The 25,972-nt window shown below is 63.7% G+C and carries 22 protein-coding genes and 1 pseudogene; 11 read left to right on the forward strand and 12 right to left on the reverse strand.

Going from position 1 to position 25,972, the window contains the following annotated elements; genetic code table 11:
- Positions 1–42 precede the first annotated feature (42 nt).
- A complete protein-coding gene (locus ABDX79_RS06440; protein WP_346219452.1) occupies positions 43–1,656 on the reverse strand; it encodes an ABC transporter substrate-binding protein in 1,614 nt (537 codons plus the stop codon).
- Between the two features lie 155 nt (positions 1,657–1,811).
- On the opposite strand from ABDX79_RS06440, the gene ABDX79_RS06445 reads away from it, so the two are divergent.
- Together ABDX79_RS06445 and ABDX79_RS06450 are read left to right on the forward strand one after the other, a co-directional pair.
- Positions 1,812–2,579, forward strand: a complete 768-nt coding sequence (locus ABDX79_RS06445; RefSeq protein WP_346219453.1) for an IclR family transcriptional regulator — start codon at positions 1,812–1,814, stop codon at positions 2,577–2,579.
- Positions 2,566–4,158, forward strand: coding sequence for a gamma-glutamyltransferase (locus tag ABDX79_RS06450; RefSeq protein WP_346219454.1), 1,593 nt, complete (start codon positions 2,566–2,568; stop codon positions 4,156–4,158). The genes ABDX79_RS06445 and ABDX79_RS06450 overlap by 14 nt, the downstream gene beginning before the upstream one ends.
- A 34-nt stretch (positions 4,159–4,192) precedes the next feature.
- Here the strand turns inward: ABDX79_RS06450 and ABDX79_RS06455 are convergent, their stop codons facing one another.
- The 11 genes and pseudogenes from ABDX79_RS06455 to ABDX79_RS06505 form a co-directional block, all read right to left on the reverse strand.
- Positions 4,193–5,959: a BatD family protein gene (locus tag ABDX79_RS06455; RefSeq protein WP_346219455.1), complete on the reverse strand. Its 1,767-nt coding sequence runs from the start codon at positions 5,957–5,959 to the stop codon at positions 4,193–4,195.
- 15 nt (positions 5,960–5,974) lie between these two features.
- A complete protein-coding gene (locus ABDX79_RS06460; protein ID WP_346219456.1) occupies positions 5,975–8,068 on the reverse strand; it encodes a VWA domain-containing protein in 2,094 nt (697 codons plus the stop codon).
- A 146-nt stretch (positions 8,069–8,214) separates the two neighbouring features.
- Entirely contained in the window at positions 8,215–9,333 is a 1,119-nt protein-coding gene (locus ABDX79_RS06465) for a vWA domain-containing protein (RefSeq protein WP_346219457.1), read from the reverse strand.
- The gene (locus ABDX79_RS06470) at positions 9,330–9,794 is read right to left on the reverse strand and encodes a DUF4381 domain-containing protein (protein ID WP_346219458.1); all 465 of its coding nucleotides are present in this window, start codon (positions 9,792–9,794) and stop codon (positions 9,330–9,332) included. The genes ABDX79_RS06465 and ABDX79_RS06470 overlap by 4 nt, the downstream gene beginning before the upstream one ends.
- Positions 9,791–10,489, reverse strand: a pseudogene (locus ABDX79_RS06475) (DUF58 domain-containing protein); the annotation flags it as partial. The pseudogene ABDX79_RS06475 and the gene ABDX79_RS06470, both read right to left, overlap by 4 nt.
- A gap of 12 nt (positions 10,490–10,501) precedes the next feature.
- On the reverse strand, positions 10,502–10,639 hold the full coding sequence (locus ABDX79_RS06480; RefSeq protein ID WP_346219459.1) for a hypothetical protein: 138 nt from the start codon (positions 10,637–10,639) through the stop codon (positions 10,502–10,504).
- Between the two features lie 17 nt (positions 10,640–10,656).
- A complete protein-coding gene (locus ABDX79_RS06485) occupies positions 10,657–11,646 on the reverse strand; it encodes an AAA family ATPase (protein WP_346219460.1) in 990 nt (329 codons plus the stop codon).
- A 249-nt stretch (positions 11,647–11,895) separates the two neighbouring features.
- Positions 11,896–12,873 (reverse strand): sensor histidine kinase, encoded by a 978-nt coding sequence (locus ABDX79_RS06490; RefSeq protein WP_346219461.1) that lies wholly within the window; start codon positions 12,871–12,873, stop codon positions 11,896–11,898.
- 96 nt (positions 12,874–12,969) lie between these two features.
- Positions 12,970–14,019, reverse strand: coding sequence for an L-idonate 5-dehydrogenase (locus ABDX79_RS06495; protein WP_346219462.1), 1,050 nt, complete (start codon positions 14,017–14,019; stop codon positions 12,970–12,972).
- A 64-nt stretch (positions 14,020–14,083) separates the two neighbouring features.
- Positions 14,084–14,863, reverse strand: coding sequence for an SDR family oxidoreductase (locus tag ABDX79_RS06500; RefSeq protein ID WP_346219463.1), 780 nt, complete (start codon positions 14,861–14,863; stop codon positions 14,084–14,086).
- Positions 14,863–16,068 (reverse strand): mandelate racemase/muconate lactonizing enzyme family protein, encoded by a 1,206-nt coding sequence (locus ABDX79_RS06505; protein WP_346219464.1) that lies wholly within the window; start codon positions 16,066–16,068, stop codon positions 14,863–14,865. Before ABDX79_RS06505 ends, ABDX79_RS06500 begins: the two co-directional genes overlap by 1 nt.
- 125 nt (positions 16,069–16,193) lie before the next feature.
- Between ABDX79_RS06505 and ABDX79_RS06510 the strand changes: the two genes are divergently transcribed.
- The 9 genes from ABDX79_RS06510 to ABDX79_RS06550 all read left to right on the forward strand — a co-directional run bounded on the left by ABDX79_RS06510 (position 16,194) and on the right by ABDX79_RS06550 (position 25,857).
- The gene (locus ABDX79_RS06510) at positions 16,194–17,036 is read left to right on the forward strand and encodes a GntR family transcriptional regulator (RefSeq protein ID WP_346219465.1); all 843 of its coding nucleotides are present in this window, start codon (positions 16,194–16,196) and stop codon (positions 17,034–17,036) included.
- A 58-nt stretch (positions 17,037–17,094) separates the two neighbouring features.
- The gene (locus ABDX79_RS06515) at positions 17,095–18,117 is read left to right on the forward strand and encodes a TRAP transporter substrate-binding protein (protein ID WP_346219466.1); all 1,023 of its coding nucleotides are present in this window, start codon (positions 17,095–17,097) and stop codon (positions 18,115–18,117) included.
- Between the two features lie 80 nt (positions 18,118–18,197).
- Positions 18,198–18,782: a TRAP transporter small permease subunit gene (locus ABDX79_RS06520; protein ID WP_346219467.1), complete on the forward strand. Its 585-nt coding sequence runs from the start codon at positions 18,198–18,200 to the stop codon at positions 18,780–18,782.
- Positions 18,779–20,107 (forward strand): TRAP transporter large permease, encoded by a 1,329-nt coding sequence (locus ABDX79_RS06525; protein WP_346219468.1) that lies wholly within the window; start codon positions 18,779–18,781, stop codon positions 20,105–20,107. Before ABDX79_RS06520 ends, ABDX79_RS06525 begins: the two co-directional genes overlap by 4 nt.
- Positions 20,108–20,626: 519 nt before the next feature.
- The gene (locus ABDX79_RS06530) at positions 20,627–21,304 is read left to right on the forward strand and encodes a response regulator transcription factor (RefSeq protein ID WP_346219469.1); all 678 of its coding nucleotides are present in this window, start codon (positions 20,627–20,629) and stop codon (positions 21,302–21,304) included.
- Complete coding sequence (locus tag ABDX79_RS06535; protein ID WP_346219470.1) at positions 21,291–22,715, forward strand: sensor histidine kinase; 1,425 nt, start codon at positions 21,291–21,293, stop codon at positions 22,713–22,715. The genes ABDX79_RS06530 and ABDX79_RS06535 overlap by 14 nt, the downstream gene beginning before the upstream one ends.
- 438 nt (positions 22,716–23,153) lie before the next feature.
- Positions 23,154–23,669: a cytochrome b gene (locus tag ABDX79_RS06540; protein ID WP_346219471.1), complete on the forward strand. Its 516-nt coding sequence runs from the start codon at positions 23,154–23,156 to the stop codon at positions 23,667–23,669.
- A gap of 146 nt (positions 23,670–23,815) precedes the next feature.
- Positions 23,816–25,468 (forward strand): phosphoethanolamine transferase, encoded by a 1,653-nt coding sequence (locus ABDX79_RS06545; protein ID WP_346219472.1) that lies wholly within the window; start codon positions 23,816–23,818, stop codon positions 25,466–25,468.
- A complete protein-coding gene (locus ABDX79_RS06550; RefSeq protein WP_346219473.1) occupies positions 25,465–25,857 on the forward strand; it encodes a diacylglycerol kinase in 393 nt (130 codons plus the stop codon). The genes ABDX79_RS06545 and ABDX79_RS06550 overlap by 4 nt, the downstream gene beginning before the upstream one ends.
- Positions 25,858–25,972: the final 115 nt, after the last annotated feature.

The raw sequence follows: 25,972 nt of genomic DNA on the forward strand, positions 1-25,972 counted from the left end.
GCCGAAGACCGGCGAGGACATGCGCGTTTGCGAAGGCTTTGCCTATTCGGCCTTCGTCACGTTCCAGAACACCGGGACCGGCATTTTGACCATGCCCGTCAGGGATGTGCTGAAAGCGGACGGGATCTTGTATTCGCCGACGGGGATGTAGTTCACCACCTCGTAGGCGTGTTTCTGGATCTCCGCTGCGATCTTCTTCTGCTCGGCTTCGTCCGTCGCCTGGGCAAATTCGGAGCGCAGCTCATCGAGCTTCGGATCGTCTGGCCAGCCGAACCAGGCCGCTTCCTTGCCGCCGCCGTTCAGCATCGGGTTGTTGATCGGGCTCCACACCTCCGGAATGATCCAGTTGGTGAAGAACATGTTCCAGCCGCCTTCCGCCACCGGAGCCTGGCTGGCGCGGCGGGTGACGAGAGTCTGCCAGTCCATCGGCTGCATGTCGACGGTGAAGCCGGCCTCGCGCAGCTGCTGCGCGGCAACGACCGGCTGGGCCGTCAGGGCAGCGACGTCGGTCGGCTGCATCAGGAGGATGGGCGTGCCGTCATAGCCGGCCTCGTCAAGCAGGGCTTTGGCCTTGTCCGGCTGCGGACCATCCATGATCATCTCGTCGCCCGCATCGGTGGCGAAGGGCGTGCCGCAACCATACATCGAGCCGCACGCGTCCATATATTCGGGATTGCCGACGAGCGCTGCGAGGATCGGATCCTGCCCGAGGGCCAGCACCGCAGCCTGACGAATCTTGACGTTGTCGAAAGGCGGGTTCAGCCAGTTCAGGCGCCCCATCGTCTGGTAGCCGAGCGGGCTCACGACTTCCACAGTCAGTTCCGGGTTCGACTGCAGGATCGGAAGCAGGTCGAACGGCACCTGTTCGAGGTAATCGATCTCGCCGCCATTGATGGCGTTCACGGCGGTCTGAACGTCGGGCATCGTCACCCATGTGACCTTGTCCACCTTCACGACCTTGCCACCGGCGGTCCAGCTCGGCGGCTCGTCGCGCGGGACATAGTCCTCGTTTTTCTCATACACCGCCTTGATGCCCGGCTCGTATTCGGCCTCGACGAACTTGAAGGGACCCGAGCCGGTATAGTCGGTGATCGTCTCGCCCGCCGGCGTGTTGGCGACGCTCTCCGGCATGATGAAGGTCGGCAGGCCCGAGGGCTTGGCCATCAGTTCGAGGACGTAGTTGAACGGCTCCTTGAGCTTCAGCACGGCCGTCTTGTCGTCGCTCGCCTCGAGGCTTTCGACCGACTTGAACATCATCTGGGCGCCACCGTCCTTCTCGCCCCAGCGCTTCAGGGAGGCGACCACGTCCTTTGCCGTGACCGGCGAGCCGTCATGCCATTTCAGCCCGTCGCGCAGGGTGAAGGTGTAGGTCATCCCGTCGTCGGAGACCTCCCAGGATGCCATCTGCGGCTGCGGCTTCAGATCCGAGTCCATGCCGAGCAGCGTGTCGTAGATCATGTAGCCGTGATTGCGGGTGATGTGCGCCGTCGTGATCACCGGATCGAGGACGCGGATTCCCGAATGCATGACGGCGCGGATTTCCTGTGCGGCGACGGGCGCTGCGGCGAGACCTGCAAAGGCGACCGAGGATGCCAGGAGCGCGGTTCGCAAGAGCCGGGAGGGCCGAAAGGCGGATGCAGAGGGCAGATAGGACATGCAAGGCTTCTCCAGTTGTGGCGACGATGACGACCGTTGGGCGGAAGCTGGAACGATTAGCGCAATGCGATAATCATTTGCGGATTGAGATATCCTAGAAACATGTCTACGATCGCGTCAACTGCCATTTCAGACCAATTTTTGTGCAACGCGGAATGAATTTGAAAACAGAGCGACGAACCGACAGCCATTTCGTCGCCTCGCTTGAAAAGGCGATGCGCGTTCTGGAGGCGTTCGGACCCGAACGGGTTCGCATGGGGCTGACCGAATTGTCCGAGGCGACCGGCCTCGACAGATCCAGCGTCCAGCGGCTGACAACCACGCTGCATCGGCTTGGCTATCTCGACAAGGATACGAAGACCCGTCGCTTCAGCCCCTCGATCCGCATGACCGAACTCGCAAACCGGTATCTGTGGTCGGACGAACTGGTGAAGACGGCGATGCCGCGCCTCATCGACCTCAGACAGTCCCTCGGCGAGACGATCAATTTCGCCCGCCTCGATAGCACCGACATCGTCTATACGGTCCGCCTTCCAAGCTCGCGCACCAGCTATGCCGCGATGATCCTCGGCCGCCGGGTGCCGGCGCTCAATACGACAAGCGGACGCGTCATGCTGGCTCTTCGCCCCCCGGAAGAGCAGATCCGCGCCGTGGAGGAATGGCCGATGCGGCGCTACACACCGCAAACGACCATGGACCGCGAGGCGGTCAGGCAGCTGATCGAGGAAGCGGCCGAGACCGGCTATTCGATCGCGGAGAACGAATTGCAGGTGAACGAACTCGCGCTGGCCGTGTCCGTGGGCGGCAAAGATCAGCCGAACGGCGCGATCCACTGCTCCGTCAGCGGCACGCTTTGGACCCGCGAGCGGTTGCGGGAGGAAGTGATGCCCCGGCTGCGCGATGCGGCGAATGGAATTGGATGAGGCCAGCCCGACCATGCATAATTTTTCCAGATCCCAGATCGTCCGCAAGCCCGCTGTCTCCTCCAAAGGCGGGATCGTCGCCTCGCAGCATCGCATCGCCTCCGAGATCGGCGCCGAGGTGCTCGCCTCCGGGGGCGACGCGATCGACGCGGCCGTCGCCGTCAGCTTTGCGATCGGCGTCCTGGAACCCTGGATGAGCGGCCCGGCGGGCGGCGGCGCGATGATGGTCTGGCGGGCCGGCGAGGCCCAGCCCTATGCCCTCTCCTATGGCATGCGCGCTCCGAAGGGTCTCGACATTCGCAAATTTCCACTCTCCGGCGAAGGACTGGCCGGCGACCTCTTTCCGTGGAAGCGGGTCGTCGATGACCGCAATCTCGAAGGGGCGTCGGCCGTTGCGGTTCCGGGCGTCGTCGCCGGCATCGGAATGGCCCATGAGCACTGGGGCCGGATGCCCTGGCGCGATCTCGTCGCGCCTTCGGTGGGGCTGGCGCGCAAAGGGCTGAAGGTCGACTGGTATGCGGGGCTGATCATCGCATCAGCCGCCCGCTCGCTCGCAAAGGACCCCGATGCCGCGGCGCTTTTTCTGGAGGACGGCACCTGGCCGCCGGTCGGCGCCTGGACCGCCCTGACAGATCTGCGCCTGCCGCTCGCGCGCATGGCCGATACACTGGAGACGATCGCCGCCAATGGCCCGCGCGAAATGCAGGAGGGTGACGTCGCTAAAGCCCTGGCGGAAGACGTCACTGATAAAGGCGGCTCGCTGCGGTATGAGGATCTGAAAGACTATCGCCCGGATCTCGGCGAACCCTTGTCGATCGATGCCTTCGGCGGACGCTGCCATGTGACGCCGAGGCTGACAGCCGGCCCCACCATGGCCGACAGCTTCGCGCGGCTGGAGGCGCTGGGCTCAAAGACGAGCGAGGGCGAACGTCTCGCGGCCCTCGCAACGGCCCTCACCGGCGCCTACGAGCATAGGCTTGCCACCATGGGTGATCATGAGAGCCCGAAAGCGCCGGGATCGACGACGCACTTTTCCATCGTCGACCGGCACGGCAACATGGTGGCGATGACGCAGACGCTTCTGTCGATCTTCGGCGCGAAAGTGGTGTCGCCCTCGACAGGGCTTCTCCTCAACAACGGCATCATGTGGTTCGACCCCGAACAGGGCCGCCCCAATTCATTGGGCCCCGGCAAGAGCTGCCTGATGAATGTCTGCCCGGCGATCGGCGAAAAGAACGGGACCCGCTTTGCCATCGGCGCGTCGGGCGGCCGCAAGATCCTGCCTGCCGTCGCGCAGCTCACCTATCGCATGCTGGCACTCGGCGAAGACCTGGATACCGCCTTTCATGCGCCGAGGATCGACGTATCGGGCGGCAAGACGGTGGTCGCCGACGAAGCGATGGGGCCGCAGATTCTAGCCGAACTCGGCAAGGCCCATTCGGTCAAAGCTGTTCCGCGCCTGCCCTTTCCCTACGCCTTCGCCTGCCCGGCTGGCGTGATGCGGCGCGAGGATATGAATTTCGGCGCAACCGAACCCGCTTCGCCCTGGGCGGACGCGGTGGCCGAGCCAGCCCCCTGAGTGCCAAGGGGAAGCCCGCCGGAGCCTACCTGCCTCAGGACGGATAAAGCGACGGCAGCCGCGGGGATGTCTCCCGTTCCGTGGAGGCGATCCGGCGATCTTCCTTTGCCAGAACGTTGAGCCAGTCGCGGGGCTTTCCCTCTGCGGTTTCGGCGGCGGGGGCAAAGGCGGCTTTCTCAAGAGCGGCGATCGCGTCTCTGGCCAAAGCGCTCATGGCCGGATCGCCGCCGGCAAGCCGGCGCCAGGCACGAACGCAGCCATAGCAGCCACGCAGATCGCCGGATTTCTCCTTGTTCGATGCCAGCGCCAGCTGTTTGCGACGGTCCGACAGATTGTTCGAACGGCTTGGCTTCACGGGTTGCGCGACGACAGGCTTGCGGGCGCTATCGCCAGGGCGGTTCCTTCGCCGGAGATAGGTGGCCGCGCCGCCGAGCGCGGCAAGAAGCGCGGCGGCTCCCAGCCCGGCGAGCAGGGAGACGGGCCAGTCCCGACTCGCGACCGATTGCTCCTGCGGCACGATCTGCGAGGCGGGCGCAGCCTCAGGTGTCGCCGCCGCGCTCTGGCTCGGCGGCGGCACCGTTCCTTCGGCGGTGATCACCTCGCTCGGCAAGATGGCTGTCTCGGCCTTGCCGGAGACGCTGTCGGTCCAGTTCATCTTGATCTCGGGAAGCGTGATCTTGCCGCCGTGTGTCGGCACCACGGAGAGGAGAAAATCCTTCCTTGCGACGGTGCCCTCGGCGGTCTGATCCTCGCCCGTCTGAACGTCGTCGAGATAGATCCGGGCGCCATCAGTGTTTTCGAAGGTGAGGTCCGGCAGCTGCACCGCGCTCACGCCGAGAGCCAGAAGGCTGACGCGCCGGGTCACGGCCTCCCCTTCCCGGAAGACCAGGTCCTTTGGCGACCATTCGGACGTCAGCTGGACGGACTTGGCCGGCAGGAACCACTGGTTCTGCCCGGAACCGCCATTGGGATCGGCGCGCACTGTCAGCTTGATCGGGTCTGAGCGCACGGCAAAGGGCTTGCCGGGATCGAACATGTCGTCGAACATCGACGAGCCGAAACCGGGAAAATTGCCGAATCCCATGTCCGCGAGCGGATCGCGCCGCCGCTGATTGGGGTCCTCGACATCGCCGCGCAACACGAAGGGCGGGATTTCGATCGCGCCCTCCTTCTGGGGTTTCAGCATATAGCTCCGCTCGATCAAATTGACCGGCCGCCCGTTCCGTGTCGCCTGGCTGGCCCGGTCTTCTCCACGCTGAACGAGTTCGAAATCGCTCGATTGCGGCGCGATCAGTTCGGCGCTTCTGATGGGCGCGCTCGTTTCGATCCGCACGGTCAGCGGCGTTTCCTGAAAGAGAAACGGGCTGTCGTCGCCAAGCTTCGCCGTCAGGTCGATGCCGGACGCCCCGGTGGATTTGGGCATTGCGCCGGCATCCACCACCGTGATGGCGACAGGCGAACTGCTGAGGCTCCCCGCGCTGATCGAGGGGATTTCGAGCGTGCCCTTCGATGTCGGCGAGAGCGACACGATCCAGCTCATGCTTTGCGAGCGTTGGCCGTTGATAATCTGCGTCTGCATGGATTGCGACGTGCCGAGGATGTCGAAATCCTTGGTAAGCGGCGAAAGATCCGGGCTTACGTTCACCTGGCCGTCAGTCGTCAAGGTGAGCTGAAACGTGTCCCCCTCGGCCACAGTGCCGCTGTTCACATGGGCGGCGAGCCCGGCGGGGAAGGCCGGGGCGGCCAGCGCGAGGGACAGGACGGCGGCGCTGATGGTGATCTTGAACGTCTTGAGATTCACGGGTTCTGGTCCCCCTCAATTGGCGCCGGAGCGAAGCTGGACGTAATGTTGACGGATGCGGGCCCGCAGCAGGCCGGTCGGGTCGTCCGGCACCTCGCGGAGCTGCTGCTCGACGGCCTGATCGACCACCGGAGCCCCCGGAACATCGGCCTTTACCGGCTCGACCTTGGCGTCCTCGCCATTGCCTTCCAGCACGCTGGAGAAGAGTTTCGACAGAGCACTTTCGCTCTCCTTGCCGGATTCCGCTCCGCTATTGCCGGCAGCGCTGGCCTGCTGACGGGCCTTGGCGGCCTCCTGAGCGGCCCGGTCCGCCTCGGCCAGCCCCTCGGAGCCGGTCTCGTCCTGCCGTTCGGCCTGGGCTTGCTCGCTGCCGCCTGCCTGGCCCTGAGGCTGGGCCGCTGAGGCTTCCTGCTTCTGGTCCTCGCCGGCACCGGCTTTCTGATCCTTAGCCTTTTGTGCCGCGCTTTTCTCTTCACCAGCTTCGGGAGACTGGCCGTTCTTCGCGTCGGCCGAGGATTGGTCCTTGGGCAAGGACTGATCTTGCGCCTGTTCGTCCTGCGCCGCGCTTTGCTGCCCGGCCTTGTCTGGCGAGCAGCTCTCCTGCCCTTGCTGTCCGGCAGACTGTTGCTGCTGATCGCCGGACTGACCGGACGTCCCGCCCTCCTGCTTCTGGGAGCCCTCGGAGGCCTGCTGCTGTTCGCCAGACTGGCCGTCAGCGTTCTGCTGATCTTGCTGCCCCTGCGAACCGGACTGCTGATCTTGCTGGCCGGACTGGCCGCCGGATTGCTGCTGGTCCTGCTTTTGAGAGTTGCCGCCGGACTGCTGCTGTTGATCCTCGTCGCCGGAGCCACCGGACTGCTGCTGGTCCTTGTTGTCGCCCTGTCCGGATTGTTGCTGCTGCTTGTCCTTCTGCTGCTCCTGCTGCTTTTTCTGTTCGTCGAGCAGTTTCTGGACGAGATCGCGGTTATATTTGGCGTCCGCGTCGTCAGGGTTTGCGGCCAGCGCCTGATCATAGGCACCCAGCGCCTCTTCGAGTTGGCCGGATTTCGCCAGCGCGTTGCCGCGATTATAGGCGTCGGCCGAAAAGTCCTGAGCCGCCGCCGCGTAGTCTCCGGCCCGGTAGGCGGCGCTGCCGCGCCAGGAAGGCGTCTCGAAATGGCCGGACGCCGCGCCGTAGTCGCCCGAAGCGAAGGCCGACTGGCCCTGCTGGTCGGAGGTCGACCAGAGATCCTGCCAGGTTCCCGCATGGGCGGGCTTGACCGCGAGACCGGGCGCGAACCCCATGCAGGCAATCAGTCCGATGCTGAATATGAGCCCGCGACGGAAAGCGAGGGGCAGGAGAAGCACGGGCAGGATCAGGAGCCAATAGCCCATATCGACCCAGCTATCGGCCTGAAAATCCTGGGCCTTGCCGGCGCTTTCGATCCGGTCGGACTTGGGCAGGATGCGATCGAGGTCGGCGCTGTTCGCGGTCACGCCGGAATAGGCACCGCCACCGGCCGTCGCGACCGCGCTGAGACCTTCGGCATCGAGCGATGTCGTCATCGTGTCGCCGGAGCGGCCGGTGATCGCCTTGCCGCTCGCGGTCTGCAGCGTGGCGCCCTTTTTGGTGCCCACACCCAGAACCGAAACGGTGTAGCCGGCTTGCCGCGCCGCGCTCGCGGCCTTTTCGGTGGCGGCCGTATCGCCCGCATTGTCGGCGATCAGGACGATTTCACCGCGCCCCGCATTGGCCCGCTTCAGAACCGACACCGCCTCGGAGATGGCGAGATCCGGCCGGTCGCCCAGAACCGGCATCAGCTTGGTGGAAAGTTCGGGAAGCATCTGCGCAATTACCTTCTGGTCGCTGGTGAGGGGCGCCGCGACGAAAGGGATGTCCGAATAGATGACCAGGGCGCGCTCGTCGCCTTGCGTGCGGTCGAGAATGTCGCGCAGCTTGTGCACCGCCCGCCGCAACCGGCTTGGCGACAAATCGTCGGAGTTCATGGATTGCGCCAGGCTGAGGACCGCGACCACCGGCTCGCCGCCGGTGAAGGAGGGCACCTCGGCCTTCTGCCAGGTCGGCCCGGCGAGCGCCGTCACCAGAACGAGCACCCCGGCCGCCGCCATGGCCGGCAGGAGACGCGATGCGCGGGCGGCCGCGCCGCCGATCGCCAGATGCCGCTACAGATGGGCGTCGACAAATTTGCCCCAGTTTCCGCCCGTGGCGCTGCCCCGCGCTCTGAGGGCGAGCCAGAGGAGAAAGGCCGCCGGGATCAACGCGCAGAACCACTCCGGGCGCAGGAAGTGAAATTGATCGGTTCCCATGTCAGGCTTCCTTGTGGACCGGGCCGTGAGAGACGGGGGACCTGTATTCGGAGCCCCCTGTATTCGGAGCGTCTCGTGACGAGGGCGGGAGCCGTCGCGATCAGCACGGCCAGCCCAGCAAGCAGCAAGGCGAGACCGGCGGGCCAGAAATAAAGCGCGATCTCGGGGCGCACATGCACCGGGTCGGCCCCGATCGGCTCCAGCTTGTCGATGGAGCGGTAGACCTGGGCGAGGCCCTGGACGTCGGTCGCCCGAAAGTATTGTCCGCCGGTCATCTCCGCGATCTTCTGCAAGGTGCCTTCGTCGAGATCCGCCGACGGATTGACCAGCTGGCGGCCCATCGGGGTGTTGACCACCATGGGACCCGCGCCGACGCCGATGGTGTAGATCCGGATTCCCAGCTTCTTGGCGAGTTCCGCCGCCTGGATCGGGTCGATCTTGCCTTCATTGTTGGCGCCATCGGTCAGGAGAACCAGAACGCGCCCTTCCGCCGGCCTGTCCTTCAGCCGCTTCAGGGACACCGCGATGGCATCGCCGATCGCCGTCTTCTGGCCGGTCAGACCGACCTGGGCCTGATTGAGGAGATCGCGAACCGCCTGCCGGTCGAAGGTGAGCGGCGCCTGCAGATAGGCGCGGTTCGAGAAGAGCACCAAGCCAACCCGGTCGCCTTTCCGGCTTTCGATGAAGGTGTCGGCCGCATCCTTGACCACGTTGAGGCGCGTGGTAGGCTGGCCGCCGACGGCGAAATCCTGCTCGGCCATGGAGCCGGAAAGGTCGATCGCCATCATGATATCGCGCCCTTCGGCGGGCAGCGGAACCTCAGGCCCAACATAGGCCGGGCGGGCGACGGCCGTGACCATCAACAGCCAGACCAGCGAGGCGACGACAAGCTTCCACCAGGATGTGGAAGTCCGGTCGGCCCGGTTTCCCAGATCCCGCGAGAGGCTTGCAAAGAACGGCACTTTCAGCGCGCCGCCCAGGCCCTTGTCGGCCGGTTTCATGAAATAGCGCAGCAGAAAAGGCAGCGGCAGCAGAAGAAAGGCGAAGGGCCACAGAAAGGTGATCATCCGTTTTTCCTGATCCAGGTGGCGGTCTCGGCACGCAGCGCTTCGGGCTCGAAATTCTGGTTGGCCGGCGGGCCATAAGGACCGGTGGCGAGAAGCGTCGCGCTGTCGCGGCCCATCCCGTATTTGCCTTGCATCAGGAACGCACTCCACGCCTTGCCGGTCAGAACATCGGGCCCGGCCGAGCGGCGCCGGGCGACACGCCGAAGCAGGGACGAGAGCTTGGTGAGAAATTCGCCGTTCCTCTCCGGCTCGATCGCCTCGAGTTCGCGCAGCGCCAGAAACCGCGCGCTGCGGCGGCGGATCATCATCCAGACGAGGACGGACACGGCGAGGATGAAGATCAGGCCGATGAGCGCCCACCAGCCGGGCGCGAGCGGCCACCAGCCGATCGGCTCGGGCAGGTGAATGTCGCGAAGCTGATCGAGCTTTGCCAGCGTCTGCGGAGAGACTTCGGGGTTCATGCCGCCATGCTCCGGTTGAGATGGGGATGGAGGACCGAGGTCGGATCGTCCTGTGTCATGAGGAAATGGCAGACCATGCCGTGGTGCCGGCTGACCCGTTCCAGCCGCTGGCGCCGCGCCTCGAATTCATGGGCGTAGCGCTCGAGCTTGCGCCCGCCGAGCGCCGCAACGGCCAGCGCGTGCTCGCCATCGGTCAGGCGCCCACCGCGCGGCGGCAGGGCCGCATCGAAGGGATCGTTGATCTGGTTATTGGTGACATGGGCATTCACGGCGAGATGCCGCAGCTCGGTCTCGGCTTCCTCGCCGAAATCGGAGAAGTCGCTGATGAGGAAGGCAAGCGTTCCCGGACGGTTGCGGCGGCGCAGACGTCGCAGGCCATGGGCGAGCGTCATTTCCGTTCCCAAGGCGCGCTCCAGCCGGGTTTCCTCCGCAAGCGCCTCCAGAAAGCCGAGCACAACGCGCCGGGTTCGGGAGGCGCGGAAATCCCGCACACCGTCCCGCGTCATGGCAAGTCCGCCGACACGGTCGCCGCCGTCATGGCCGGTCCAGGCCATCGTGGCCGCCACTTCCGCCGCCATGTTGGCCTTGAAGCGGGTTCGGGTGCCGAACTGCATCATCGCTCGCAGGTCGGCCAGAATGACGATCGGCCTTTCCCGCTCTTCCTGGAAGAGCTTGGTATAGGCGTGGCCCGTGCGGGCCGTGACGCGTCAGTCGATGGATTTCACGTCGTCGCCGGGCTGGTAGATCCGGCTTTCGGCGAACTCCATCCCGCGCCCGCGAAACACGGATCGGTTGGCGCCCCATTGATGGGTCGCGACGATGCCCTTGAGGTCATGCTCCATCATGACGGCCCCCTCTTAGTTCACGCCACCGGAACCCGGTCGATCAGCGTGTCGATGAAGCCGTCGGCGGTCTGGCCTTCGGCCTCCGCCTCGAAGCTCAGAATGATGCGGTGACGCAGCACGTCATGGAGGATCGCCTGCACATTGGACGGGGTGGCGAAGTCCGCGCCGTTCATCCAGGCATGCACCCGCGCACAGCGGTCGAGAGCGATCGTCGCGCGGGGCGATGCGCCATAGGAGATCTGATGGGCGAGATCATCGCCATAGTTTTGCGGACGGCGCGTCGCCTGGATCAGCTGAATGATGTAGTCGGTCAGCGCATCCGAGACATGGGTTTTCAGGGCCGCGCGCCGCGCGTCGAAAATCTCCTGCTGCGATACCCGGAAAGATGGTCTCACGGTTTCGGCCATGGCTTCGCCGCGCACGATCTTCAGCACCTCGCGCTCGGCTTCGAGAGACGGAAAGTCGATCTTCACATGCAGCATGAAGCGGTCGAGCTGGGCTTCCGGCAGTGGATAGGTGCCTTCCTGCTCGATCGGGTTCTGGGTCGCCATCACCATGAACAGCTCCGGCAGGCGGTAGGTCGCGCCGGCAACGGTCACCTGACGTTCGGCCATGGCTTCGAGCAGCGCCGACTGCACCTTGGCCGGGGCGCGATTGATCTCGTCCGCAAGGATCAGATTGTGAAACAGGGGGCCGGAGTGGAACTCGAAGGTGCCTTTTTCAGGCCGGTAGACCTCCGTTCCCGTCAGGTCGCTGGGCAAAAGGTCCGGGGTGAACTGGACCCGGCACGGTTCGCCCTCGATGAGTTCCGCCAGCGTGTTGACGGCCTTGGTCTTGGCAAGGCCCGGCGCGCCCTCGAGCAGAATGTGCCCATTGCCGAACAGGCCCAGAAGCAGCCTGTCGACGAACTGCTCCTGACCCACGATCCGCTGGTTCATGTGATCGCGGAGCGCATCGACCAGCCCATTGCTCGGGCGGGCTGCGGCGTGAAGTGCATTGCTGGTCATCAAAGTCCCTCGCAATCGGGCCCGGTGTCGTGCCGAGGCACGGCGGTTTCAAAGTCACGAATTTCGGTGACAGCGTGGAACCGGCTTGCGGGGGCGTCAGGCGCCGCGCGGGCTTTGATTCAGAGCCCGACCGAACCAGTCGGACACCGCATCAAATCGGGTCTCGCTTTCACCGCTCATGGTTCAAAACTCCATGAACAGCGAGAACCCTACGCCGCCGCCTTCGAGGCAGCTTGCGGCGTTCTTTAATTATTGTTGAACTTGGCGCCTGGGAAACGACACGGTGACCGTGAGGCCTGGATGATCGGCGGAGCCGGGATCGGTCGCAGAAAGCTGAATGCCGGCCTCGTGATGGTCGGCGATGGCCTTGACGAGGGCAAGGCCAAGGCCGCTGCCGGGCTTGCTGCGGGCGCTGTCGATCCGCTTGAAGAGGTCGAAGACGTCCTGCCGCTGCGCCTCGGGAATGCCCCCGCCCGTGTCCTCGACGATCAGATCGAGCGTTTCGGGCCGGTCCTTCAGGCGAACCCTGATCGCAATGCCGGGGCCGCCATGCACGATCGCGTTGCCCACGAGATTGGCGAGCATCTGCTGCACCATGTTCTTGTCGCTCAAGAGCCGGCTTTCCGCAGCTGCGCCGGGCAGAAATTCCAGCGTCTGGCCGTTCTCCTGGGCGAGCGGCGCGAAGAGTTCGACCGTATTCGCGGCGAGACCGGAAAGGTCGTTCACCTGCATGTCCTTGCGCGGCGAGCCCGCTCTGATCCGGGTGATCCTCAAGATCGTGTCGATGATCTCGTTGAGCGATCCCGTCTCGGCGAGCGCCCGTTCCACGTGCGGCTGCGGATTGCCGCCGGCCTCGATCGCGTCCAGGGCCTCGTTCAGCACGATCTCGACACGGGCGAGCGGGGTCTTCAGATCATGGGCGACCGCCGTCGTCGTCGCGCGCATCGAATCCATCAGGCTGGACAGCGCATCGAGATTGGCGTTGATCTGGCTGGCGATCCGGTCGATCTGGTCCCTTTTTTCCTCGATCGGCACACGCGCATCGGACTCGCCGCTTGCGACACGGGCGAGAACGCCCTCGATCGACCGCAGTTTCGAAAAACTCTCGCCGCTCGCCACAAGGCCGAGAACCAGCGTTCCCAACGTCAGGAGCACGGTCATGACGACGAGGCCCACGATCATCTGAAGTCGCATCTCGTCGACGCCCTTGAGACTTCGGCCGACCACCAGCGTGGCGTCGCTGAACTTCTGGACGGACAGGATGAAAAAGCCCTTCCGCGAAAGTGCATATTCGCCCGGTCGGCGCGGTGGCTCAGCTTGGAATTAAGCCTTCCACTCCTGCAGATCGAGATGGATCTTCATGGCCTGTGAGCGGTCCGAAGCAAGGTTGAAGGCCTCGATCGCGCGCGCCGCAGGCAGTCGGTGGGTGACGAGTGGCCGGAGGTCCGCTCTGCCGGATGCGATGAGGTTGACGGCAAGGGCGAACTCCTCGTCGAAGCGGAAACTGCCGACCGTCTCGATCTCCTTCGTCACGATCATCGGCATCGGCACTTCAATTGAACCGCCGAGCCCGACGGTGACGAGGCGTCCGCGCGGCCGCAGGATCTCGAGCGCGGCGGCGAGCGCGCCTGCATGCCCGGAGCATTCGAAGACGCAGTCGGTCCGGCCCTTGCCGGCCTTCAGATCATCGAGGCCGGCCGGGTTGGACGCCGTGTTGACCACGCGGTCGGCGCCGAGTGCCTCGGCGATCTTCAGGGGCGCGTCGTGGACGTCGCAGGCGATGATCCTCGCGGCACCCGCAAGCCTTGCCGCCGCGATGGCAAGGCATCCGATCGGTCCGCAGCCGAAGACGGCGACCGTCCGTCCGAAGAGATCACCCGCACGGCGCGCGGCATGAAGGCAGACTGCGAAGGGCTCGGCGAGCGCAAGAAGCGAGGCGTCCGCGATCCCTTCCGCCTTGACGAGCTGGCCCGCCAGCACGGTGATCGTTTCGCGGAAAAGGCCCTGAACATGGGGAAAGCGCATCGCGGAGCCGTTGAACACCATGTCGAGGCACTGGTTGGGCAGGCCCCTTCGGCATTCCTCGCATTGACCGCAGGCACGGGAGGGATTGAGCGCGCCGATATCGCCGATCGCGAGCCCTTGGACGCCCTCTCCCAGCGCCTCGACCGTCCCCGATACCTCGTGTCCGAGGATCATCGGCTCTTTCAGCCGCACCGCACCGAAGCCGCCATGGTGATAGTAATGGAGGTCCGAGCCGCAGATGCCGCCGACGGCGAGACGCAGCCGCACCTCGCCGGGACCTGGATCTCCCGCCGCCGCGCGCTCGTCGAAGCGCAGGTCATGGGGGCCGTGGGCGACGATTGCGCGCATCGGATGGTTTCCTTGCCTTTTATGGGATGGTTCGTGGCGCTCGGGTGATTGCCGGCTGCCGCCGTCAGAGGACCGAGATCATGCCGCCATCGACGAAGATGATCTGGCCATTGACGTAATTGGAGGCGGGCGAGGCGAGGAAGACAGCCGCGCCGACGAGTTCGTCCGGCTGCCCCCAGCGCTTCGCGGGCGTGCGACCCTTGACCCAGGCATCGAACTCCGGGTTCGACAGCAGCGCCTCGTTCATATCGGTCACCATATAGCCGGGGCCGATCGCATTCGCCTGGATGCCGTGCTCGGCCCATTCTGCGGCCATGCCCTTGGTCAGCATCTTGATACCGCCCTTGGCGACCGTATAGGGCGTCACCGTGCGGCGCGCGAGGTCGGAAGTCAGCGAGCCGATATTGATGACCTTGCCGCTCCCGCGCGGGATCATGCGCTTGGCCGCCTCCCGTCCAAGGAGAAAGGCCGCCGTCAGATTGGTGTCGATGACGCGCTGCCAGTCGGCAAGCTTCAGATCGACCATGAGCTCGCGATGCTGGATGCCGGCATTGTTGACGAGGATGTCGATTTCGATGCCTTCGGCGTCGAACCGGGCGAAGGCCTCCTCCACCTCTTTCTCGACGGCGACGTCGAATACGGCCTCGAGGACGTCGTAGCCCTTGGCGCGCATCTCGCTTGCTGACGCAGTCACGGTTTCCGCCTTGCGACCGTTGACGATGAGCCGTGCGCCTGCATCCCCGAGCCCTTCCGCGATCGCCCGGCCGAGCCCGCGCGAGGAGCCGGTGACGAGCGCGGTCTTGCCGGAGATATCGAACAGCGGATTGGGTTTGGCGTCAGGCATCAGGAGAGCTCCGATTTGCGGGTGGTGAGGTCGGACCGTTCGAAGACGGACGGAAGAAGTTCGGTGCCGAGCCCCGGCCCCTCCATGGGAAGGACATGACCGTTCTCGATCTTCGGCAGCTCGGTGACGAGCTCCCTGTACCAGCCGGTATAGAAGGCGCGAACCGATTCCTGGATCAGTGTGTTGGGCTGCGAAAGCGAGGAATGGACGGCGGCCACATAGGCGACCGGCCCGGTGCAGTCGTGCGGGGCATAAGGGCGATGATAGGTGTCGGCGAGCGCGGCGATCTTGCGGCCTTCGGTGAGGCCGCCCGTCCAGACGAGGTCGGTCATGACGACGCCGATGGCGCCGGCCTCCAGCATGTCCTTATACGGGAAACGGCTCCCCAGCGTCTCCGAGGCGCAGATCGGCACGCTCGTGGAAGCGGCAAGCTCCTTAAGAGCCGACACCGAGTTCATGCGGATCGGGTCTTCGTACCAAGTCGGCTCGAAGGCTTCGAGTTCGCGGGCGATGCGCTTGATCGTCGGCAGGTTCCACAGGCAGTGGAACTCAACCATGATCTGCATCCGATCACCGACGCGCTTGCGGATCTTCTCGAAAGGCGCAAGGGCCTCGCGCATCTCCGCGGCCGAGATGAAACGTCCGTCATTGGCGATGGCCGAAGGATCGAACGGCCAGATCTTCATGCCGGTAATGCCCTGTTCGAGCAGGCTTTCGGCGACCGCGCCGGCATCCGTCATGAAGCCTTGCAGGTCTTCATAGGGGCCATCCTGCGACGCCCCGAAATTCCAGGTGTCGACCGGCTTGATCTTGTTGGAGCGCACATAGCCGTAGCCGGCGCAGGTGTTGTAGACGGGCACCTTGTCGTGACACAGGCCGCCCAGCATCTGGTGAACGGGCTGGTCGCAGACCTTGCCGAAAATATCCCACAAAGCGAGGTCGATGGCGGAGGCCGCACGGTATTCCGCCCCGGTCGAGGACTGGGCCATCGGCAGGTTCACGAGCTCGCGCGAATGGGCTTCGATGCGCAAGGGATCCTTGCCGAGAAGCCGGCCAGCAAGGGTGTCGTGGATATGCGCCTCGACGGCGCCCGCGCCATAGAACGTCTCGCCTAGCCCGATCGTGCCCTCATCCGTGTGAACGCGGACCCACAGAACATTCGAGAACTCCTCGGTCCGCAAGGTTTCGATGGCGGTGATCTTCAAAACTTCGTCCTCATCGCGGTGGCCCGGTGGAGCGCCCGGCCGTCGGGGGCCCTTACGACCCTCGTTGACATTCTCATATATATCGTGAAATATCACAGCCAATCGATACGGTATTGGATAAAGCTTTGCAAGGTTCGATCTCAGGGAGGGACGAGGAAGATTGCGCCGCCGGCTCGGCTGGCGCGGGTCTTGAGCCTCGTGGGCGCAAGGGCGCCGGACCTTCGATCGACCTGACCGCGCAGGCTTATGAGCAGATCGAGGAGCTGTTCGTCTCATTCCGGATCGCGCCCGGTTCATCGCTGCGCACGCAGGATATCCAGTCGCTCGTGGGTCTTGGCCGCACGCCCGTTCATCAGGCGATCCGCCGGCTCGCGGCCGAGACGCTTTTCGAGGTGCGCCCCCGCAACGGTCTTCGCGTCGCCCCGATCGACCTTGCACGCGAACGGCATCTGGCCATTCTTCGCCGCGACCTGATGCGCTTCGTGACGGAAGCGGCCATGCGGAACCTGACGCCGAACACCCGCTCGCGCATCCATTATCTTCGCCGGGAACTGCTTTCCCCCGACGTGCCGATGACTGTCGACCGGTTCAACGGGATCGACAAAAGCTTCGACATCCTGCTCATTCAGGCGTCCGGGGAGCGGTTTCTCGAACGGACCCTTCGTCCGCTCCATGCAATCGCGCGGCGGACCGGCTATCTTCACCTCACGCAGATCGGCGGCGCGGCGGGGCTTGCGAGCACCGTCGAGCGCCATGTGGCCATCATGGACGCGATCCTGAGCGACGACTTTGAAACCGCTCGATCGACCTGCGACGACCTCATCGCCTTCGGTATCGCCATGATCGAGGCGCTGGAGGACAAAGTCGATCCGCAATGGCTCGACGCGGCCTTTGCGCCCCTTTCCGCGAGCGCGCCGGGACGCGCCTCGCTCCTGACCGCGCCCAAGGCGGAGGAGACCTTTTCCTAGGCTTTTATCGCGGGGCCTTGTGAACTATCCAGCGACGATTCAATCAGGGAGGAACCTTATGAAACGACAGATCAAGACGATCGCTCTGGCCACAGTGGCCGCCCTTGCGATGGCCGGCTTTGCCAACGCGCAGGAATATTCATTCCGCTTCCAGTCTTCGGACCCGGCGGGCAATCCGAATTTCGAATACCAGAAGGGCTGGACGGATCTCGTCAAGGAGCGCTCGGACGGCAAGGTTCAGATCGAGCTTCTGCCGGTCGGTTCGGTGGTCGAGTATAACGAAACCCTCGATGCGGTCGCCGCCGGCATTCTCGACGGCCAGATCTGCGACAGCTCCTATTGGGCCGGCAAGGACCCCGCATTCGGCCTCATCGCCAATCCGGTCGGTGCATGGTCGGACCCGGCCCAAATGATCGACTTCGTCGAGAACGGCGGCGGCAAGGAAATCATGCAGGACCTTCTCGGCTCCTATGGCCTGCACTTCATCGGCGTCTCGACGCCCGGCCTCGAAGCCTTCGTCTCGCGCGTTCCGCTCGATGGCGTCGACGATCTCACGGGCCTGAAGATGCGCTCGCCGGAAGGCCCGATCGCCAATGTCTTCGCGGCCGCCGGCGCCTCGCCGGTCAATCTGCCGTCCGCGGAAGTCTATACCTCGCTCGACAAGGGTGTCGTCGACGCCGCCGACTATTCCGTGTTCTCGGTCAACCAGCAGCAGGGCCTCAACGACATTGCGCCCAATCCGGTTTATCCGGGTTTTCACTCGCTTCCCCTCGTCGAGGTCTCGATGAACCAGGCGAAGTGGGACGCCCTGCCCGACGACATCAAGACGATGCTGGAAGAGACGGTGAAAGAGTTCCAGCAGACCCAGATCGAAGGCAACAAGGCAGCTGACCTCAAGGCGGTCGAGGAAGCCAAGGCGAGTGGCAAGATCACCATTCACGACTGGTCCGAGGAAGAGCGCGCAAAATTCCGCAAGCTCGGCCAGGCCGAGTGGAAAACCATCGCGGCGCAATCGCCTCAGGCCCAGAAGGTCTATGATACGCTGACCGCCTATCTGACCGAAAAGAACCTCCTGCAGTAAAGGGGTTCGACGGTCGCGCCTCAACGAAGGCGCGGCCGTTTTCGTTCGTTGTCATTCTTACCGATTTGGGCGCGATCATCATGAGGGAACCATCCCGCACCGAAGACGAGATCGATGTGGCCGCAACAAGCGAAGGCACCGGCAGCACCGCGCCGGAAGCCGGGCTGATGGGCCGTCTCGTCGATCGCAGCGGCTATCTCTTTGCGGCCGGCATCGTGATCGCGGCGGCGATTCTGCTTTACGAAGTTTTCATGCGCTATTTCTTCAACAGCCCAACGATCTGGGTGCATGAGACAAGCGTGTTCCTGTGCGGCCTCGCCTTCGTGTTCGGCGGTCTCTACTGCACCTCCCGCAACAGCCATATCCGCGTCGTCCTGCTTTACGACTTTTTTCCGCCCTGGCTGCGACGCATCGCCGATATCGGCATCTCCATCGTCTCGGCGATCGCTTCCGGCTTCTTCGCCTATGCCGCCTGGCACATGGTCGTGCGCGCCGTCGTGACGCCCGCCGGCACGATCCGGCTGGAGACCACCGGTAGCGCCTGGAGCCCGCCGACCCCGGCCCTGATCAAGATCTTCGTCTTCGTCATCATGGTGCTCCTGGTGATCCAGTTCCTTATTCTCGCCGTCAATTATGCGCGCGGCAGCAACCGGTCGGCCAAATGAGCCAATTTCTCGATCTGTCCTTCAACCTTCAGTCCCTCGGCATCGGCTGGGGAACGCTGGTGATGTTCATCATGCTGGTGACGCTGCTGCTCACCGGCATGCCGCTGGCCTTCGTGACGCTGCTCGTGGCGCTGATCTTCGCGCTCGGCTGGTTTGGCCCCATGTCGATCCCGCTGATCACCAGCCGCGTCTATTCCTTCGTCATGAACTTCGTGTTCGTCTCGGTGCCGATGTTCGTCTTGATGGCGGCGATCCTCGACCGTTCCGGCATCGCACGCGATCTCTTCGACGCCATGAAGCTCTTCGCCGGGCGCATCCGCGGCGGCGTCGCCATTCAAACCGTCTTCGTTTCGGTGATCCTGGCAGCCATGAGCGGCATCATCGGCGGCGAGATCGTCCTTCTCGGCATGATCGCCCTGCCCCAGATGCTGCGGCTCGGCTATGACCGCAATCTGTCGATCGGCGTCGTCTGCGCGGGCGGCTCGCTCGGCACGATGATCCCGCCCTCGATCGTGCTCATCATCTACGGCCTGACCGCGAATGTCTCGATCGGCGAGCTCTTCACCGCAGCCTTCCTGCCGGGCTTCATGCTGGCGATGTTCTACGTCGCCTACATCCTGTTCCGCGCCTATGTGTCGACCGGTTATGTGCCGGCGCCCTCGAGCGAGCCGATCCCGACCGCCGAGAAGATACGGCTTCTCAAGGGTCTCACCCTTCCGGTCCTCGTCGTGGTGATCGTTCTGGGCTCGATCTATGGCGGCGTCGCCTCGGTGACGGAAGCCTCCGCCATCGGCGTCGGCGGCGTGGTTCTGTCGACCATCCTGCGCGGCGAATTCTCCTATGCCCTGATGCGCGACGCGGCGATGCAGACGCTTGCCACCGTCGGCATGATCGTCTGGATCGGCATCGGCGCGACCGCCATCGTCGGCGTCTACAACCTGATGGGCGGCGTCAATTTCGTCTCGGAGATGATCACCGGCGTCTCCGACAATCCGACGGTCATCATCCTCTTGATGATGCTAATCCTCTTCGTGCTTGGCGCATTCCTCGACTGGGTGGGCATCGCGCTTCTCACCATGCCGATCTTCGTGCCGATCGTGCGCGATCTTGGCATGGATCCGGTCTGGTTCGGCGTCCTGTTCTGCATGAACATGCAGATCTCGTTCCTCTCGCCGCCCTTCGGCCCCGCCGCCTTCTACCTGAAGTCCGTCACCCCGCCCGAGATCTCGCTGGGCGACATCTTCAAGTCCCTCCTGCCGTTCATCTGCCTGCAGATCATCGCGGTCGGACTGCTCGTGGCCTTTCCGGGGATCACCGGCCGATAGGACCGATCTGGGCCGTACCCCGGCCCAGATCCCATGGCTCCCGTAAAAGGGGGATGGACCATCCTCGCAAAGGCCTGAAACCCCGCGGCGATACGGTCGTCATCCGATATCCGTTCGAGACCGCCTGCCGATTGAGGTCCCGAGAGCTCTCACCGCGCGTATGTCCTTCCGATTATACGAAAGCGTATAGCGCCGGTCATTTTGCGGCATAGGATCGCTCTTAAGCCGACTGGACGTCGTGTGTTCAGGAATGCCGCCCGTGCCCGCCCTTCACCGTCCAGTCCGTATTCTCGCCATGGCGATCGTTCGCGGTGAACATCCCGCGCTGACGTCGACGAGCCGATAATATGCTATCGCGTGCAAACGTGAGGAAAGAGCGGACGATCAGCGATCCGTCGTATACGCTCGCCTTCCGGAGCTCCGGTGTGGGACAGCATCCATGGACCCAGCTTGCGAGACTTTCATCATCGCGAGCCCGGCATTGCGGCAAGTGGCGGAAGGCAAGGAAGGAAACGCGCAATGAAGGTGCTCGTCATCGAGGACGACCGTTCGACCGCCGACTACGTCACCGGCGGCCTCAAGGAGGAAGGTCACGACCCGGACCACGCGGCGTCGGGACCGATCGGGCTCGAACTTGCCTGCACACGCGATTATGACGCTATGGTCATCGACCGCATGCTGCCGGGTCTCGACGGGCTTTCGATCGTGCGTGCGCTGCGCTCTTCGGGGCGTGACACGCCGGTCATCTTCCTGACCTCCGTTTCCGGTCTCGACGACCGCGTCGAGGGGCTGGAGGCCGGCGCCGACGATTATCTCGTCAAGCCCTTCGCCTTTTCCGAACTGATGGCGCGGCTCAATGCGCTCGCGCGGCGCTCCCCCATGCGCAAGGAGGAGACGCTCCTCAAGGTCGGCGATCTGGAGATGAACCTCATCGCGCGCTCCGTGAAACGTGGGGCCCAAGAGATCGACCTCCAGCCCCGCGAATTTCGCCTTCTCGAATACATGATGCGCAATCGCGGACGGGTCCTCACCCGTACCATGCTGCTCGAGCGCGTCTGGGACTTTCATTTCGACCCGAAGACCAATGTCGTCGAGACCCATGTCAGCCGGCTGCGCGGAAAGGTGGACAAGCCCTTCGCAAGTGAGATGATCAGAACGATCAGGGGCGCGGGCTACGTCCTCAATGTTTCGTCCTGAACCCTTCCGCTCGATCTCCTTTAGGATTGCGGTTCTTTACACCGTGTTCTTTCTCGGATCGGTTCTCGCGATTCTCGGCGTCACATATGTCGCCGCTTCTTCCGAAATGGCCGGCATCCTGCGCTCGGCCGTTTCCGACGACATGGAACACGTGCGGCAGACCTTCCAGGGAGAAGGCGTTCCGGGTTTGCGTCATGAAATGGAAGAACTCTTCGAAAGCCAGTCCGAGGATCGTTTCGTTCTTCTGAAAGGCCCTGACGGAGAGGTTCAGGGCAATATTCCGCCCGGCTTGTGGCGGGAAGGCTGGAACGATCAGAAAGTGCCGTCGGACATTGTCGCGACGTCGAGCGACATGAGCGCGGCGGCAAGGCGCCAGTCCGAAAGTGAGGTGACGCTCGTAATCCTCGGAGAGCGGATCGGCCCCTTCGAGATCATGATTGGCCGCAATTCCCACGTTCTCGACGAAACCCAGGAAATCATTCTGGCGGCCATGCTTTGGGGAGCGCTGCTTACGACGCTTCTCGCGCTCGTCGGCGGCTTCCTCTTCTCCATCGGTCCAACCCGCCGGGTCGACGAGATCGCTGAAACCACGCGGCGCATCGTCGAAGGCCATCTCGACCTCAGGCTTCCGGTCACGAAACGCGGTGACGAACTCGATCGTCTCGCAATCGACATCAACTCCATGCTGGCCCGCATCGAGACGCTGCTTTCGAGCCTTAAGCAGGTCTCGACCGACATCGCCCATGATCTGAGGACGCCGCTTGCGCGCCTGCGTCAGGAGCTTGAAGGCGTGCGGCGCAAGCCGCGCTCGCAGGAGGACTACGAGGCGGCGATCGACCGGGCCATCGAAGAAAGCGATGCCGCGATCGAAACCTTCAACGCGCTTCTGCGAATCGCGCAGATCGAGGCCGGCACGCGGCGGGCTCGCTTTCGGCCCCTGAAGCTTACCGACATCGTTCGCAAGGTCTGCGACGTCTATAGCGAGGTCGCCGTCGACGAGGGACATCGCCTTTACTGGGAGGATCTCGACGACGCGGAGATCGAGGGCGACGAGGAGCTTCTGACGCAAGGCCTCGCAAACCTTCTGGAAAACGCGATACGTCATGTTCCGGCACCCGGCCGGATCGATGTCACGGTTTCGAGACGCGGCGACCGAGTAAGGCTCGATATCGCGGATGATGGTCCGGGCGTGCCGGAAGACGAGCGCGAACGGATCTTCCAGCGGCTCTACCGGCTCGACCGGAGCCGCACGACGCCCGGAAGCGGGCTCGGTCTCGCCCTTGTCGCGGCGATCGTCGAGATGCACGACGGCACGGTCGAGGCACTGGACAACAATCCCGGCCTTTTGATTCAGATCGAATTTCCGGTTCTGGCGGAGAGCTTCGAAACGAGCCGTTACCAAACGGTATAACCCCAGAGAAGCGACCGCAATCCTGGTCACCTAAAGCCTTCATCGAGCCGCGGAGGAGCGTCCGGCCGCCAACGCAGGGCCATGACCGGCTGACGCCGCTCGGGCTGCCGGCGGCCCATGGAACCGATGGTTTCAAAGGTCCGCCGGTATCAGACCTGAGGGCGTCCGCATTGCGGGCGCCCTTTTGGTTTCACAGGAGCTTTGTAATTCGGAGAGACGCGCCGCGTCACGCCCATCGCGCTCGCAGATGGCCCCGTTTCCCCGGCGCTCAGGAGCCTGCCACGGAGGGCAAAAGACCGGAAGGCCGGAATTCTCACCCTCTGGCCTTTGGATTATCGAATTGCCGCGATTACAAAACCGTATAGTCCCGGTAATTGAGGCGTCGGCTTAGACAGCGAAAAGGGCAGACAAAGATCGTCCCCAATTCGGAGCCCCGCCGTGCCGGCATCCCGCAATCGGTCCGACTGGACCTCACTCAATGTCTTCCTTCACTGGTCGATCGTCGTTCTCATCATCGCCCAGTGGATCGAGGGCGAATGGATGTCGAGCCTTTGGAATAATGTCACGGAAGGCCAATCGATCGGAACGACCGGGCTCGTGCTCGGCTATACGCATATCGTCTGCGGCACCCTCGTCCTCGTCGCGGCCGCCGTCCGGCTTCTCGACCGTTTCGTGAACGGACGCCCGCCCTACTCCGACAGCGAGCCGAACTGGGCCACGGTGCTGGCGAAGGTCACCCACGGGCTCCTTTATGCCGTGCTTCTCGCAATGCCGGCGCTCGGCCTTGCCGCGTGGTTCACCGGCAGCGACACGATCGCCGGCTATCATACCTTCCTCTGGAACCCGCTGCTCGTCCTGATCGGCCTCCACATCCTCGGCGCTCTCGCCCAGCAGTTCTGGTTCAAGTCCGGTGCGCTCAAGCGCATGCTGCCCGGCATCCGGCAAACCTCCTGAAGAAACAGTCGGCCCCCTCCTTCGCAGCGGGCTGACGTATGCCCCATCCGGTCCGCCCGCCCGGTTTCGAGCGCGGCGGCCGAACCGCTTCGTCTACGACGAGCGGCCGCGTATCCCATTCCATCCAAAGACCGAAGCCAATTTCCATGAAACGTCCCAGCCTGACGAGCATCCAGTTGAGCATGCTCGTAACCTTGTTCGTTCTCGCGGCAGCCAATGTCAGCTTCTGGACAAAGGCGTTCCTGTATTTCGAAGGCTTTCCCTTCGCCCTTGCAGGGTTTGTCGTCGCGATCTTTCTTCTTGGGGCATCGCTTGTGACGATGTTCTCCATGAAATACGTCATCAAGCCGGTCTTCATCCTCTTCGTGCTGATCGCGGCCGGCGCATCCTATTACGTCGATACGTTCGGGATCGTCGTCGACCGTGGCATGATCCAGAACGCGCTGGAGACGACGACGGCGGAGGCCGGCGCTCTCATCACGCCGCGCTTCCTCATGCACATGACGCTGTTCGGTGTTCTTCCGGCCCTCTTGATCGTCTGGGTCCGGGTCAGGCATCGGCCGTTTCTGGCGAAGGCCGCCTGGAATACGGCATTCATCGCCCCGGCGCTTCTCGTCGTGCTCGCGATCGTGACGGCCAATTTCTCGACCTTCGCCGCGACGTTTCGCAACCATCGCGATCTGATGGCAAGCCTCAATCCGGCCAGCACGATCGTCGGTATCGGCAAAGTGATCGACCGGCGCTTCGAGGACCGCAACCAGGTTCTGGCAAAGCTTGGCGAGGACGCCCGCATTGCTCAGCACCGCGATGGCGCACGTCCGCGCGTGCTTGTCGTTGTGGCCGGCGAAACCGCTCGCGCGGCGAACTTCAGCCTGCTCGGTTACGATAAAGACACCAATCCCGAATTGTCGAAGCGGGATGTCATCGCGTTCCCGAACGTATCGAGCTGCGGAACGGCAACGGCGGTTTCCCTGCCCTGCATGTTTTCCGTCTACTCCCGCAACGATTACACCGAAGCCAAAGGCAAATGGACCGAAAACCTGCTCGATGTTCTCGGCCATGCCGGTGTCGGGACCATCTGGCTGGACAACAATACCGGGTCCAAGGGCGTTGCGGACCGCACCACCTACGAGTTCCTGCCCGATAACGAAGATCCGCAATTCTGCGAAGGCGGGGAATGCCGTGACGACGTCCTCGTAAAGCGACTGGAGGAGGTTCTTGCGAACGTCGATCAGGATACCGTCATCGTCCTGCATCAGATCGGCAGCCACGGGCCGTCCTATTTCAAGCGTTACGCGGAGGACGAGCGGCATTTCACGCCCGACTGCCGGACACCACAGCTTGCGGACTGCACCAGCGAGGAACTCGTCAACGCCTATGACAACTCGATCGTCCAGACGGACCGCAACCTCAGCCAAATCATCGATACCCTCGCCGAGCGCTCGGATCAGCTCGACTCCGCCATGGTCTATGTGTCCGACCACGGCGAGTCGCTTGGCGAAAGCGGGCTCTATCTTCATGCCGCGCCGTACTTCATGGCCCCGACGGAACAGACGCATATTCCCATGATCGCATGGTTCTCCGATACCTTCGCCAAGGACGACGGTCTCGACGCGAGCTGCATCGAGGCCAGCAGAGCCGAAACCCTCAGTCACGATAACCTCTTCCACTCCGTGCTGGGGCTGATGTCCGTGGCGACCGAGGTCTATGATCCGGCTCTCGATTTCGCCGCATCCTGCCGGGCCACCGGCGCGGGCGCCGCAGGCGACACAAGCACGGACAAGGAGCCGGGGGCTTGAGCGGTGCAGAAGAGGACGTCCCACGCAAACTGACCGGAATGGCCCATGTCTTCGCCGCCGCCGGCTATTCATGGGGCGGAATCAGCACCCTCTGGCGCGAACAGGCATTCCGCCACGAAATTCTCGCGGCAGCCGTCATCTGTAGTCAGCACCTGGCTTTCAGCGTTCCGGTCTGGGAGATCGTCCTCCAGATCGTTCTGATCGCGATCCTTCTGACCGCAGAAGCCCTGAACACGGCGATCGAGAAGGTCGTCGATCACCTCTCTCCCGGCTGGAGCCTGTTTGCGAAGGAGGCGAAAGATCTCGGCTCGGCGGCGGTCTTCTTCCTGCTGGTCGCGAACGGGCTCGTCGCAGTCATCTTCTGGCTTGCAGCGTTCGATCTCGTCTGAAGAGCGAAAGGCTCAAGCGCAGCGCTGATTGGCGGTTGGAAACTACCGTCTCGCAGGCTCGAATACCCCTATGTTCGGAGATCTGCGGCGGCGTTACAGATCGGTATAGTTCCCG

It is taken from the genome of Fulvimarina fulva (assembly GCF_039652615.1).
GTDB lineage: Bacteria > Pseudomonadota > Alphaproteobacteria > Rhizobiales > Rhizobiaceae > Fulvimarina.